At 66.8% G+C, this 12013-nt stretch carries 14 protein-coding genes; 7 read left to right on the top strand and 7 right to left on the bottom strand.

What is annotated here, in order from left to right; genetic code table 11:
* The 5 genes from ACVCNR_RS09810 to ACVCNR_RS09790 form a co-directional block, all read right to left on the bottom strand.
* Complete coding sequence (locus tag ACVCNR_RS09810) at positions 1-234, bottom strand: sulfurtransferase TusA family protein (protein ID WP_354193193.1); 234 nt, start codon at positions 232-234, stop codon at positions 1-3.
* A 7-nt stretch (positions 235-241) separates the two neighbouring features.
* Entirely contained in the window at positions 242-1519 is a 1278-nt protein-coding gene (locus ACVCNR_RS09805) for a L,D-transpeptidase family protein (protein WP_447074611.1), read from the bottom strand.
* Positions 1520-1816: 297 nt separating this feature from the next.
* Positions 1817-2767 (bottom strand): acetyl-CoA carboxylase carboxyltransferase subunit alpha, encoded by a 951-nt coding sequence (locus tag ACVCNR_RS09800; RefSeq protein ID WP_447074609.1) that lies wholly within the window; start codon positions 2765-2767, stop codon positions 1817-1819.
* Positions 2768-2873: 106 nt separating this feature from the next.
* Complete coding sequence (locus tag ACVCNR_RS09795; RefSeq protein WP_447074607.1) at positions 2874-3791, bottom strand: site-specific tyrosine recombinase XerD; 918 nt, start codon at positions 3789-3791, stop codon at positions 2874-2876.
* A 13-nt stretch (positions 3792-3804) separates the two neighbouring features.
* Entirely contained in the window at positions 3805-3954 is a 150-nt protein-coding gene (locus ACVCNR_RS09790) for a histidine kinase (RefSeq protein WP_354193198.1), read from the bottom strand.
* Positions 3955-4093: 139 nt separating this feature from the next.
* Here ACVCNR_RS09790 and ACVCNR_RS09785 point away from each other — a divergent pair, with 139 nt between their 5' ends.
* From ACVCNR_RS09785 to ACVCNR_RS09775, 3 genes are read left to right on the top strand one after another with little or no spacing between them, the layout of a single operon-like run.
* Entirely contained in the window at positions 4094-4690 is a 597-nt protein-coding gene (locus ACVCNR_RS09785; RefSeq protein ID WP_447074606.1) for a shikimate kinase, read from the top strand.
* 14 nt (positions 4691-4704) lie between these two features.
* Positions 4705-5820: a 3-dehydroquinate synthase gene (gene aroB / locus ACVCNR_RS09780; protein ID WP_447074604.1), complete on the top strand. Its 1116-nt coding sequence runs from the start codon at positions 4705-4707 to the stop codon at positions 5818-5820.
* Entirely contained in the window at positions 5817-6716 is a 900-nt protein-coding gene (locus ACVCNR_RS09775; RefSeq protein WP_354193202.1) for a transporter associated domain-containing protein, read from the top strand. Before aroB ends, ACVCNR_RS09775 begins: the two co-directional genes overlap by 4 nt.
* Here the strand turns inward: ACVCNR_RS09775 and ACVCNR_RS09770 are convergent.
* The gene (locus ACVCNR_RS09770; protein ID WP_447074603.1) at positions 6664-7374 is read right to left on the bottom strand and encodes an aquaporin; all 711 of its coding nucleotides are present in this window, start codon (positions 7372-7374) and stop codon (positions 6664-6666) included. The two genes, ACVCNR_RS09775 and ACVCNR_RS09770, sit on opposite strands and share 53 nt — an antisense overlap.
* A gap of 3 nt (positions 7375-7377) precedes the next feature.
* On the bottom strand, positions 7378-7674 hold the full coding sequence (locus ACVCNR_RS09765) for a BolA family protein (RefSeq protein ID WP_354193204.1): 297 nt from the start codon (positions 7672-7674) through the stop codon (positions 7378-7380).
* Between the two features lie 176 nt (positions 7675-7850).
* On the opposite strand from ACVCNR_RS09765, the gene ACVCNR_RS09760 reads away from it, so the two are divergent.
* The 4 genes from ACVCNR_RS09760 to cobT all read left to right on the top strand — a co-directional run bounded on the left by ACVCNR_RS09760 (position 7851) and on the right by cobT (position 11992).
* Positions 7851-8465: a J domain-containing protein gene (locus ACVCNR_RS09760; RefSeq protein ID WP_354193205.1), complete on the top strand. Its 615-nt coding sequence runs from the start codon at positions 7851-7853 to the stop codon at positions 8463-8465.
* Positions 8466-8736: 271 nt separating this feature from the next.
* The gene (gene cobS, locus ACVCNR_RS09755; RefSeq protein WP_354193207.1) at positions 8737-9723 is read left to right on the top strand and encodes a cobaltochelatase subunit CobS; all 987 of its coding nucleotides are present in this window, start codon (positions 8737-8739) and stop codon (positions 9721-9723) included.
* A gap of 13 nt (positions 9724-9736) precedes the next feature.
* On the top strand, positions 9737-10084 hold the full coding sequence (locus ACVCNR_RS09750; RefSeq protein ID WP_354193208.1) for a GFA family protein: 348 nt from the start codon (positions 9737-9739) through the stop codon (positions 10082-10084).
* A gap of 15 nt (positions 10085-10099) precedes the next feature.
* Positions 10100-11992, top strand: a complete 1893-nt coding sequence (gene cobT / locus ACVCNR_RS09745; RefSeq protein ID WP_447074602.1) for a cobaltochelatase subunit CobT — start codon at positions 10100-10102, stop codon at positions 11990-11992.
* The last annotated feature ends 21 nt before the right edge of the window (positions 11993-12013 follow it).

Below are 12013 nucleotides of genomic sequence, written 5' to 3'. Positions count from 1 at the left end.
TCAGCCGCCCCGCTCGATCAGGAAGCGGTGGGCGCCGTCCAGCGCCGTGGTTTCGATCAGCAGATGGCCGGCCTCGTTGCAGAAGGCGGGAATGTCGAGCACGGCCAGCGGATCGGTGGTTTCCACCCACAGGAGCGCGCCCCGGGGAAGGCCGGCGAGGCGCTTGCGCGCCTTCAGCACCGGCAGGGGGCAGTTGAGGCCCCGCAGATCATAGACGTCGATGTCGTCGGGCAAGGCTATGTCAGCCGCCGAACATGCCGAGCAGCCGCTTCTTCAGCTTGGCGGCGGTGCCCTCGTCCGCGTCTTGTGATTGCGCGGTCTGCATCGGCGGCGCGGGCTGGACGGGCGCCTGCGCCGCGACCTCGGCGGCTTTGGCCGCGGCGGCCGCCTCGACCTTCTGCGTTTCCTTCGCCGCCTTGGCGGCGGCGACCGCAGCCGCCTTTTCCTCGGCAGCCTTCTTCTTGGCTGCCTCTTCCGCCTCGATCGCGGCCATGCGGCGGCCTTCGGCGGAATCGATGCGGCCCATGCGCTCGGTCTGGGTGACGGTCCCGTCGGGGTTCAGCGACGGCGGCTCGATCGGCACGCGCTCGCCGCGGGCGCGCTTGCGCGTCCATTCCGAAACGATGTTGGCTTCCTTGACGCCGGCGATGGTCGGCTTCGGCGCCGGGGTGGAGGCTTTCAGCGCGCTGTTGAAGGCCGCCTCATAGTTGCTCTGGTAGCTGCTGTAGGCGACCTTCAGCGAATCCGGCTGCGAACTGGCCGGGCAGGCGCCGGTCGGGTTGAAGGGCTGGCCGTCGACCGGAAGCTGGTTGAACACATAGCGCCGCTCGCACACGTCGACCTTCGGCGGCACCTTGGTCAGCTCGAAATGATCGTAGCCGACCTTGAGCATCTTCCAGAACTCGTAGTTCGGGTCGTTGCGGTAGCGCGCCATGTTGGCGGCGGTCATGCGGAAGGGGAAGGCCTGCACCTGGAACTCGGTCTGCCCGCCCTGGAAGGCGTCGCGGCCGAAGGCGTAGATTTCCTCGATCTGCTGGTCGGTCATCGAATAGCAGCCGGCCGACGAGCAGGCGCCGTGCACCATCAGATTGGAGCCGGTGCGGCCGTTGGCGCGGTCATAGGCGTTCGGGTAGCCGATGTTGAAGGCCAGGTGGTATTGCGAGTTCGGCTTCATCTGCGAGGGCCGCACCGTGTAGAAGCCTTCCGGCGCCTGCCGGTCGCCCTCGGTGAATTTCGGCCCGAGCTTGCCCGACCATTTGCAGATGTCGTAGCTGGCGATGAGGTCGTAGCGGCCGTTGGTCTTCTGCTTCCAGATTTCCAGCTTGCCCTCTTCCTTGAACACACGCGCCAAGATGGGCGACGTCTTGTTCATGCCCTTGGCCTTCATCGCCTGAAGGACCTTGGGCGGAAGCTGCCGGTTGGCATGCTGGGGGGCGAAGTCCCCGATGGAGGAATCGGTACAGCCGGCAAGCGCGATGGCACCGATGAGAAGTCCGGCCCTGGCGAAACTGGTCAGCATGGACACGCTCTTCGTCTTTGTCCCCGTTCCGGCCTGCCGGCCGGGTGATGTCTCAAATCTGGCGGCCCCGGACGATTGCACCTTCAGATCAACCGGTGAAACCGTCCAATTCCCTGAAACCTACCCGGCCAAGGAATCGCCGCGCATTTTCCTAGAATTGTCTTAGTCTCGTTAACCTTGCAAAATCCTTACCGCAAGCCGGCCGGATGTGCCTTGACCCCCAAACGGCCTTCACAGCTTCGTTACGGGGGATGCGGCGGCATCTTTATGGCGAAAATGCGGTTGTGGGCGCAACGATCAGAGGTTGCGACCCATCGCCAGGTATTTTTCACGCCGTTGCTCGCGGAAATCGACATTGCCTTCGCCGAATTCCTTCATGGTGCGGGCGATCAGGTCGCCGGTGGCGGTGATGACCGCTTCGGGCGCACGATGGGCGCCGCCGAGCGGCTCGGGGATCACGGCATCGACGATCTTGAGATTGAGCAGGTCCTGCGCGGTGATCTTCATGTTGGTCGCCGCATCCCTGGAGCGGGTGGTGTCGCGCCACAGGATGGAAGCCGCGCCCTCCGGCGAGATCACCGAATAGATGGCGTGCTCGAGCATGTAGACCCGGTTGGCGGTGGCGATGGCGATGGCGCCGCCCGAGCCGCCCTCGCCGATGATCACCGCGATGGACGGGACCTTCAGGCCGAGACCGGCCGAGGTCGAACGCGCAATGGCCTCGGCCTGGCCGCGTTCCTCGGCGCCGACGCCGGGATAGGCGCCGGCCGTGTCGACCAGCGAGATCAGCGGGATGCCGAAGCGGTCGGCCAGTTCCATGATGCGCACCGCCTTGCGGTAGCCCTCGGGGCGCACCGAGCCGAAATTGTGCTTCAGCCGGCTGGCGGTATCGGAACCTTTTTCCTGGCCGAGGATCGCCACCGGCTCGCCGCGGAAGCGGGCGAAGCCGCCGACCAGCGCCTGGTCCTCGCCGAAGGTGCGGTCGCCGGCCAGCGGCGTGAATTCGGTGAACAGGCCCCTGACATAGTCGAGGCAATGGGGACGGTCGGGATGGCGCGCCACCTGCACCTTCTGCCACGGGCTCAGCGCCTTGTAGAGATCGCGGAGCGCGTCGCGGGAGCGCTTTTCAAGCCGGGCGATCTCGTCGGCAACGTCCACGGACTCGCCGCCTTCGGCAAGCTTCTTCAGTTCCAGGATCTTGCCTTCGAGATCGGCAACCGGTTTTTCGAAGTCGAGGTAATTGTACATTCGTGAGCGGACCAGTGCGCCGGAAATGGCGTTGATTGATGCCTGCGCAACCCTGAACGGAAGGTTATCAGGCGCGAAATGTCGCCCTCACATAACGATATGAGGCCTAGTCGGCAAGCGGATGGTGGTCATTGACCAGCCGCACCAGCCGCTCTGCCAGCACATGGGTGTAGATCTGGGTGGTGGAGATGTCGGCATGGCCGAGCAACTGCTGCACGGCGCGAAGATCGGCGCCGTTCTGCAGCAGGTGGCTGGCAAAGGCATGGCGCAGCACGTGCGGCGAGATCTTCGCCGCCGAAATGCCGGCCCGCGCGGCAAGGCCCTTGAGGTCGCGGGCGAAGACCTGCCTTGCAAGATAGCCGCTCGCGGAGGCGGCCGGGAACAGGAACGGGCTCTCGGCGAAGGCCGGCACCTTGGCCCGTGCCGCCAGCCAGGCCTGCATGGCGGCGCGCGCCTTGGCCGAAAGCGGCACCATGCGCTCCTTGCCGCCTTTGCCCTTGACCATGAAGAAACGCTCGTCGCGCAGGGCGACCGCGACGGGCAGGCCGACCAGCTCGGAGACGCGCAGGCCGGTCGCATAGAGCACCTCGACCAGCGTGTGCAGGCGCAGCGCGGCAACGGCGTCGCCGCCGGCCAAGGCGGGGTCGGCGGCCTCCAGGGCCGCGCGGTCGAGCAGGCGGCCGGTGTCGGCCTCGCTCATGATCCTGGGCAGCGCTTTCTTCTTCTTCGGGCTGTCGAGCGTGCCGGTGGGATCGTCCGCCCGCAGCCCCTCGGCATAGAGGAAGGCGAAGAACTGGCGCAGCGCCGAAAGCTTGCGGGCCTGCGAGGAGGCGGCGAAGCCGCGCCCGGCGATGTCGTCCAGATAGGCGCGCAGTGCGGCCGCATCGGCCCCGGCCAGTCCGCCCCCGATGATGTCCGAGGCATCCTCGAGATCGCGGCGGTAGGAGTCCAGCGTGTTGCGGGCGGCGCCGCGTTCCGCGCTCATCATCTCGAGGAAGGCTTCGATGCGGGCGGCGTCCTTCATGGCCGGCGGCAGCCTATCTTTGCGGGTTCAGCTTTTCGGGCGGGATGCGCACGCTGAGTTCCGCCTGCTTCGGCTCCACGAACATGACCAGCGCCACCATGGCGCCATAGACGATGCCGGCCAGTACGGCGAGCGTGACGACGAAACGGAACAGTGTCGGCATGAATTTTCGCTGGTTCTTTCTCGCCGGCCCGGAATTGTCCCCTTATGAGGCGCCGCCGCCGCCATTTCAAGGGCATGCCGCGGCCCGCGCTGCCTTGTGCTGCTTGACGCAACCCGGCTTTTCATGTCGATACGCCACGATGAACGCACAGCACGCCTCCGCATCGCAGGCCGACCGCGCCGCCCTCCTCGACAGGCTGGGCAAGCGCTCCATCGTGCTTGTCGGCCTGATGGGGGCGGGCAAGACCTCGATCGGCCGCAAGGTGGCGGCCACGCTCGGCCTGCCCTTCGTCGACAGCGACCACGAAATCGAGGACGTGTCGCGCATGACCATTCCCGAACTGTTCGAGGCCTATGGCGAGCCGGAGTTCCGGGCGCTGGAGCAGCGGGTCATCGCCCGCATCCTGGAAACCGGGCCCAGGGTGCTGTCCACCGGCGGCGGCGCCTATATGAACGAACAGACGCGCGCGGCCATCGCGGGCCATGGCGTTTCGGTGTGGCTGAAGGCCGATCTCGACCTGCTCATGGAGCGGGTGTCGAAGAAGCAGAACCGGCCGCTGCTGCGCGACCCCGACCCGCGCGGCGTGCTGAGACGGCTGATGGACGAGCGCTACCCGGTGTATGCGCTGGCCGACGCCACAGTGGTGACCCGCGACGAATCCAAGGACGTGATCGCCGCCGAGGTCATCGAGGCGATCGGCCGGCATATGAAGGTTTCCAGCGAGGTGGACCAGTGAGCGAAGACGTAGCCGTGAGCGAAGATGTGAGGGTCGAGGTGGGGCTCGGCGAGCGGGCCTACGACATATTGATCGGGCCGGGCCTGGTCGCGCGCGCCGGGGCCGAGATCGGCCGGCGCCTGCCGGGCATCCGTGCCGCCATCGTCACCGACGAGAACGTGGCGCAGCGACACCTGGAGATGCTGAAGACCGGGCTCGACCGGGGCGGCATCGCGTCCTCCACCATCGTGCTGCCGGCGGGCGAGAAGACCAAGAGCTTCGCTGCCCTTCAGGAAGTGGTCGACGGCGTGCTGGCGGCGCGGCTGGAGCGCGGCGACGCGGTCATCGCCTTCGGCGGCGGCGTTATCGGCGACCTGGCCGGCTTTGCCGCCGGCATCGTGCGGCGCGGCATGAATTTCGTGCAGATGCCGACCTCGCTGCTGGCACAGGTCGATTCCTCGGTCGGCGGCAAGACCGGCATCAACAGTGCGCGTGGCAAGAACCTGATCGGCGTGTTCCACCAGCCGAAGCTGGTGCTGGCCGACACCGCCGTGCTCGATACGCTGCCGATCCGCGAATTCCGCGCCGGCTATGCCGAGGTCGCCAAATACGGGCTGATCGACCGGCCGGATTTCTTCGCCTGGCTGGAGGCGAACTGGCAGGAGGTGTTTGCCGGCGGGCCGGCCCGCATCGAGGCCATCGCGCAATCCTGCCGGGCCAAGGCCGACGTGGTGGCGCGCGACGAGTTCGAGACCGGCGACCGGGCGCTGCTCAATCTCGGCCACACCTTCGGCCATGCGCTGGAGGCGGCGGTGGCCTATGACGGCGCCCGCCTCGTCCACGGCGAGGGCGTGGCCATCGGCATGGCGCTGGCGCACCGCTTCTCGGCGCGCATGAACCTTGCCAGCCCCGACGATGCGGCCCGCGTCGAGGCCCATCTCAAGGCCGTCGGCCTGCCGTGGCGGATGGCCGACGTTCCGGGCGGCCTGCCGGATGCCGACGCGCTGCTTTCCTTCATCGCGCAGGACAAGAAGGTCAGCCGCGGCGCGCTGACCTTCATCCTGACGCGCGGCATCGGCCAGTCCTTCATCGCCCGCGACGTGCCGGTCTCGGAGGTTCTGGCCTTCCTGAAGGAGAACCATCCGGGATGAAGGAAGCCGGCTGGATCGTCGCCCTGATACTGGCGGCGCTCGGCGCCGCCGCCTTCCTGCTGCGCCACAGGCTGGCGCGGGCCATCGGCTATGTGCGTGCCGACCAGGCCGGCGGCGAAGGGCGGCGCGAGGAAAGCCCGCGCGGCAACGGGGCGCGCTCGGACCGGCAATGGCTCGGCGAGCGCTTCGAGCTGGACGAGCTTGAAGTCTCCGACGTTATGGTCCACCGCACCAACATGCGCTCGGTCAATGCCGACAATCCGCCGGAAGCCATCGTGCGGGAAATCCTGCAAAGCCCCAACACCCGCATACCGCTGTGGCGCGGCTCGCTCGACAACATCGTCGGCGTGCTGCACGCCAAGGACGTGCTGCGCGCGCTGGACGAGGCCGGCAACGATCTTGCCCGCGTCGACCTGATGAAGTTCGCCGAGCGGCCGTGGTTCGTGCCCGACACCACCACCTTGCAGGAACAGCTCAACGCGTTTCTTAGGCGCAAGGCGCATTTCGCCATCGTCGTCGACGAATATGGCGAGGTCGAAGGGCTGGTGACGCTGGGCGACATCATCGAGGAGATCGTCGGCGAGATCGCCGACGAGGGCGACATCGACCTGGCCGGCGTGAAGAAGGAGGCCGACGGTTCGGTGGTGGTCGACGGCACCGTGCCGATCCGCGACCTCAACCGCGCCCTCGACTGGGACCTGCCCGACGAGGAGGCGACGACCATTGCCGGCCTCGTCATCCACGAGACGCAGTCTATTCCCGACGAGAAGCAGGCCTTCACCTTCCACGGCAAGCGCTTCGTGGTGATGAAGCGCGACAAGAACCGCATCGCGCGGCTGAGGATCAGGCCGGTATCCCTTGAGGCGGTGCCCCGGCCTGATCCGGAACGGACCTAGGCGCGGGCCAGAAATAGCGCCCGGCGAGAATGGCCAGCGCCGCGCCCGTGATCTCGGCGGCGGCAAAGCCGAAAACGTGCTGCGGCAGGATGCCGGCCGGCGTGGCCGTGAGGGCGCGGACCAGCGTCATGGCCGGATTGGCGAAAGCGGTGGAGGCGGTGAACCAGTAGGCCGCGGCGATGTAGAGGCCGACGGCCGCCGGCACCACCGAGGGCCTGCGCGCGACGCAGCCGAGAATGACGAGGATCAGGCCGAAGGTCGCGATCGCCTCGGCCAGCCAATGGCCGGCGCCGGTGCGGGTGGTGACGGCCATTTGCAGCACAGGCAGCTCGAACATGGCGTGGGCGCTCCACAGGCCGATGGCGAAGCCGGCAAGCTGGGCGAGGCCGTAGGGAAGGACATCGCGCCAAGCGAGCTGGCCGTTGGCGGCGAAGGCGAGGCTGACCACGGGGTTGAGATGGGCGCCCGAGACCGGCCCGAACAGCCAGATCAGCACCGTCAGCATGGCGCCGGCCGAGGTCGAGGTGACGAACAGCGCCATGGCGGGCGCGCCCGCCGCCAGCTTCGCGCCCATGATGCTGGTGCCGACGATGGTGGCCAGCAGGAATGCCGAGCCGACGACTTCGGCGGCCAGTCGCTTGCAGAGCGGTTCGTTCATGGCCTACCAGCGCACCTTCTCGCCGGGCGCCGCCGGTTCCACGGCCAGCGCGTGCAGCCCGGCGGCGATCTCGCCGGCCAGCGCCTCGTTGACGGCCCGGTGGCGCTCGACCCGGCTCATGCCGGCAAAGGCGGCGGCGACGATGCGCACCCGGAAATGGGTCTCGCCGGCGCCGTCGAAGGTTCCGTCGGAATCATGGTCGTGATGGCCGGCATGGAGATGGCTTTCGTTGACGACGGCGAGCCGTTCGGGTGCAAAGGCCGCGTTCAGCTTCTCTTCGATCCGTGCCTGTCTGGACATCGTCCCGCCTCCTCACCATATGGCCCGTATCGCGCCATTTCGGGCTCGTAATACGAGCATTGCCGTCACACAATGCGCAAAATCGCGCATGATCCCTGCCGGCGAGGGGTTAGGGGCAGGAAAGCGCAAATGTCAATTCTTGTTTCGCGGCGGCGAAGGCTCCATAGATCGGGCAAATGAAACCGTATCCGAAATATTTCGATAAGATTCGCATCCGCCGCGACAAGGACGCGGAAGCGAAGACGCAGGCGCCGCTGTGCCAGTGGGACGGCTGCCGGGAGCCCGGCACCCATCGCGCCCCGGTCGGCCGCATGCGCGAGGGCGAGTATTTCCGCTTCTGCTTCGACCATGTGCGCGAGTACAACAAGAGCTTCAACTACTTCTCCGGCGTCTCGGATTCGGAGGTCGCCCGCTTCCAGAAGGAGGCGCTGACCGGCCATCGGCCGACCTGGAAGATGGGCGTCAACAACGCGGCCCGCTCGGCGCCGGATTTCGCCCAGATGCGCTCGGGGCGCGCCGGCTACTACAACCGCATGCGCGACCCGTTCAACATTTTCGGCACCGATCCCAACACGCCGCCGCGCCAGCGCAAGGCGCGCCCGCTGGAGGCCAAGGCGCTGGAGACGCTGGGCCTGACCGCCGAGGCGACGGCCAAGCAGATCAAGTCACGCTACAAGGAACTGGTCAAACGCCATCATCCTGACGCGAATGGGGGCGACAGAGGATCGGAAGACCGGTTCCGCGACGTGCTGCAGGCCTATCGCGTGCTCAAGCAGGCGGGCCTGTGCTGAAGCAGGGCCGCAGCGGGGCGTCCGGAAGGACGCACGACGCTGGAGCATCGGACCGGAAAGTGGAACGGCTTTCGGAATATTCCCGATGCTCAATTGAAGTGTTGGAGCGTCCTTTGTGCGTCCGGAAGGACGCACGGCGCTCCAATGACAGGGCCAGAGTGCTTTTCCAACTTTCATCCGGCTGGAAAAGGCTTTAAGACCGCCCCGGACAAACCATGATTACCGGCGAAGGCACGGACTTTCTTTCGCCTGCGGAGACGTTGGAAGCATCATGAACAAGGTCGAACGAGACATTGCCAACCTGCCGGATACCACGGTTTCGGTGAAGGATACTTTCGGGTTCGAGTCGAAGATGGTCGTGCCGGCCTATGCCGCGCCGAGCGAGCATGTGCCCGACGTCGATCCGGACTATCTGTTCGACCGGAACACCACCCTCGCCATCCTGGCGGGCTTCGCCTACAACCGCCGGGTGATGGTGTCGGGCTATCACGGCACCGGCAAGTCGACCCATATCGAGCAGGTCGCGGCGCGTCTCAACTGGCCGTGCGTGCGCGTCAACCTCGACAGCCATGTCAGCCGTATCGACCTGGTCGGCAAGGACGCCATCGTGCTGCAGGACGGCAAGCAGGTGACGGAATTCCGCGACGGCATCCTGCCCTGGGCCTATCAGCGCAACGTGGCGCTGTGCTTCGACGAATACGATGCGGGCCGCCCGGACGTGATGTTCGTCATCCAGCGCGTGCTGGAGGCTTCCGGCCGCCTGACCCTGCTCGACCAGAGCCGCGTCATCCGCCCGCACCCGGCCTTCCGCATCTTCGCCACCGCCAACACGGTCGGCCTCGGCGACACCACCGGCCTCTATCACGGCACGCAGCAGATCAACCAGGCGCAGATGGACCGCTGGTCGATCGTCACCACGCTGAACTACCTGCCGCACGACAACGAGGTGAACATCGTGCTGGCAAAGGCCAAGCACTACCGCACCGACAAGGGCCGCGACATCGTCAACAAGATGGTGCGGGTGGCCGACATGACGCGCTCGGCCTTCATCAACGGCGACCTGTCGACGGTGATGAGCCCGCGCACGGTCATCACCTGGGCCGAGAACGCGGAAATCTTCGAGGATGTCGGCATGGCCTTCCGCCTGACCTTCCTCAACAAGTGCGACGAGCTGGAGCGGCCCGTGGTGGCCGAGTTCTACCAGCGCGTGTTCGGGGAGGACCTGCCCGAAAGCGCGGCCAACGTCGTTCTGGGATGATCGGGAGGAGAAGGTGAGCTATCAGGGCGGCTGCCATTGCGGCAAGGTGCGGTTCAGCGTGGAGGTCGATCTTTCGAGCCCCATCACCTGCAACTGTTCCTACTGCGCCAAGCGCGGCAGCATCCTGGCCTTCACGCCGGCCGAGAACTTCACGCTGGAAAGCGGCGCGGCCGACCTCACCGACTATCGTTTCAACTCCAAGACCATCGAGCATCTGTTCTGCGCTTCCTGCGGCATGGAATCCTTCGCGCGCGGCGCCATGCCCGATGGCAAGAAGATGGTGGCGGTGAATGTGCGCTGCCTCGATGGCGTCGACCTCGATGCGCTTCAGCCGCATCAGGTGGACGGCCGTTCGCGCTGACAGGCAGGCAGGATCATGGCGGGGCCCGGCGACAACACGCGAAACAAACCCAAGTCCGGCGCTGAAACCGACGGTTTCAAGCGGGCCATGACGGTGGCCATGCGCGCCATCTCCAACGACCGGGAGATGGAGGTTTCCTTCGCCAAGGACAAGCCGGCCATGGCCGGCAACCGGGCGCGGCTGCCCGAGCTGCCGAAGAAGGCGACGGCGGCCGATATCGCGGTGACGCGCGGCATCGGCGATTCCATGGCGCTGCGCCGCGCCTGCCACGACCAGCGCATCCACACAAGGCTCACCCCGGAAGGCAAGCAGGCGCGCGCCGTCTATGACGCCGTCGAGCAGGCCCGCGTCGAGGCGATCGGCGCGCGCGCCATGGCCGGCGTGGCCGGCAATATCGGCGCCATGCTGGAAGACAAATACGCCAAGGCCAATCTGGCCGAGGTGCGGGACAGGGACGAGGCGCCGCTGGAAGAGGCCGTGGCGCTTGTGGTGCGCGAGCGGCTGACCGGCCAGCCCGTGCCGAAGAGCGCCGAGCGGCTGGTGGAGCTGTGGCGCGGCTGGATCGAGGAGAAGGCCGGCGAGAGCCTTAATGGGCTCGGCGCCAGGCTGGAAGACCAGCAGGCGTTCGGCCGCGTGGTGCGCGACATGCTCGCCTCCATGAACATGGCCGAGGAATTCGAGGACGACGACGAGACGGAAGAAACCGAGGACGACCAGGAGGAGGAACCGCAGGGCGGCGAGGATTCCGAGGAAGGCGGCGAGGAAGATTCCGGCTCCGAGGAAGCCCAGGCCGAGGATGCCGCCGCTTCCGAGGAGGACCAGTCGCAGGCCGAGGCGGAAGCCGACGACGCCATGTCCGAGGACCTGTCGGACGACGACGATGCCGACGCCGAAAATCCCGGCGAGGCCCGGCGCGGCGACAATCCCTTCGCCAATCTGGCCAGGGACATGGACTACAAGGTCTATACGACCCAGTTCGACGAGACCGTCGGCGCCGAGGAGCTGTGCGAGGAGGAGGAGCTGGACCGGCTGCGCGCCTTCCTCGACAAGCAACTCGCCAATCTTCAGGGCGTGGTCGGCCGGCTGGCCAACCGCCTGCAGCGCCGCCTGATGGCGCAGCAGAACCGCTCCTGGGACTTCGACCTCGAGGAAGGCTATCTCGATCCGGCGCGGCTGGTGCGCGTGGTCATCGATCCCATGCAGCCGCTCTCCTTCAAGCAGGAGCGCGACACCAAGTTCCGCGACACGGTGGTGACGCTGGTGCTCGACAATTCGGGCTCGATGCGCGGCCGCCCGATCACGGTGGCGGCCACCTGCGCCGACATCCTCGCCCGCACGCTGGAACGCTGCGGCGTTTCGGTGGAAATCCTCGGCTTCACCACCCGTGCGTGGAAGGGCGGGCAGGCGCGGGAGAAGTGGCTGAAGGACGGCAAGCCGGCCAATCCCGGCCGCCTCAACGATCTGCGCCACATCGTCTACAAGTCGGCCGACGCGCCGTGGCGGCGGGCCCGGCGCAATCTCGGCCTGATGATGCGCGAGGGCCTGCTAAAGGAGAACATCGACGGTGAGGCGCTGCTGTGGGCGCATCACCGGCTGATGGCGCGGCCCGAGCAGCGCAAGATCCTGATGATGATCTCGGACGGCGCGCCGGTCGACGATTCGACGCTGTCGGTCAATCCGGGCAACTATCTGGAGCGGCATCTGCGCGCCGTCATCGACCTGGTCGAGACGCGCTCGCCGGTCGAGCTTCTGGCCATCGGCATCGGCCATGACGTCACCCGCTACTACCGCCGCGCCGTCACCATCGTCGATGCGGAGGAACTGGCCGGCGCCATGACCGAGCAGCTTGCCGGCCTGTTCGAGGAGGAAAGCGGGCACGGCCGCGGCGGCTTGCGGCGGGCCTCCTGATGCGCGGCTTCGCCTTTTCCT

Source organism: Aquamicrobium terrae, assembly GCF_052978165.1.
The sequence above is the reverse complement of the archived record's forward strand: the minus strand, read 5'-3'. Positions and strand labels throughout refer to the sequence as shown.

What these genes read in the sequence shown, in the direction of transcription:
- ACVCNR_RS09805 (WP_447074611.1), bottom strand. Translation starts at nt 1,519, where the DNA reads ATGCTGACCAGTTTCGCCAGGGCCGGACTTCTCATCGGTGCCATCGCG.
- ACVCNR_RS09800 (WP_447074609.1), bottom strand. Translation starts at nt 2,767, where the DNA reads ATGTACAATTACCTCGACTTCGAAAAACCGGTTGCCGATCTCGAAGGC.
- ACVCNR_RS09795 (WP_447074607.1), bottom strand. Translation starts at nt 3,791, where the DNA reads ATGAAGGACGCCGCCCGCATCGAAGCCTTCCTCGAGATGATGAGCGCG.
- ACVCNR_RS09790 (WP_354193198.1), bottom strand. Translation starts at nt 3,954, where the DNA reads ATGCCGACACTGTTCCGTTTCGTCGTCACGCTCGCCGTACTGGCCGGC.
- ACVCNR_RS09785 (WP_447074606.1), top strand. Translation starts at nt 4,094, where the DNA reads ATGAACGCACAGCACGCCTCCGCATCGCAGGCCGACCGCGCCGCCCTC.
- ACVCNR_RS09775 (WP_354193202.1), top strand. Translation starts at nt 5,817, where the DNA reads ATGAAGGAAGCCGGCTGGATCGTCGCCCTGATACTGGCGGCGCTCGGC.
- ACVCNR_RS09770 (WP_447074603.1), bottom strand. Translation starts at nt 7,374, where the DNA reads ATGAACGAACCGCTCTGCAAGCGACTGGCCGCCGAAGTCGTCGGCTCG.
- ACVCNR_RS09765 (WP_354193204.1), bottom strand. Translation starts at nt 7,674, where the DNA reads ATGTCCAGACAGGCACGGATCGAAGAGAAGCTGAACGCGGCCTTTGCA.
- ACVCNR_RS09760 (WP_354193205.1), top strand. Translation starts at nt 7,851, where the DNA reads ATGAAACCGTATCCGAAATATTTCGATAAGATTCGCATCCGCCGCGAC.
- cobS (WP_354193207.1), top strand. Translation starts at nt 8,737, where the DNA reads ATGAACAAGGTCGAACGAGACATTGCCAACCTGCCGGATACCACGGTT.
- cobT (WP_447074602.1), top strand. Translation starts at nt 10,100, where the DNA reads ATGGCGGGGCCCGGCGACAACACGCGAAACAAACCCAAGTCCGGCGCT.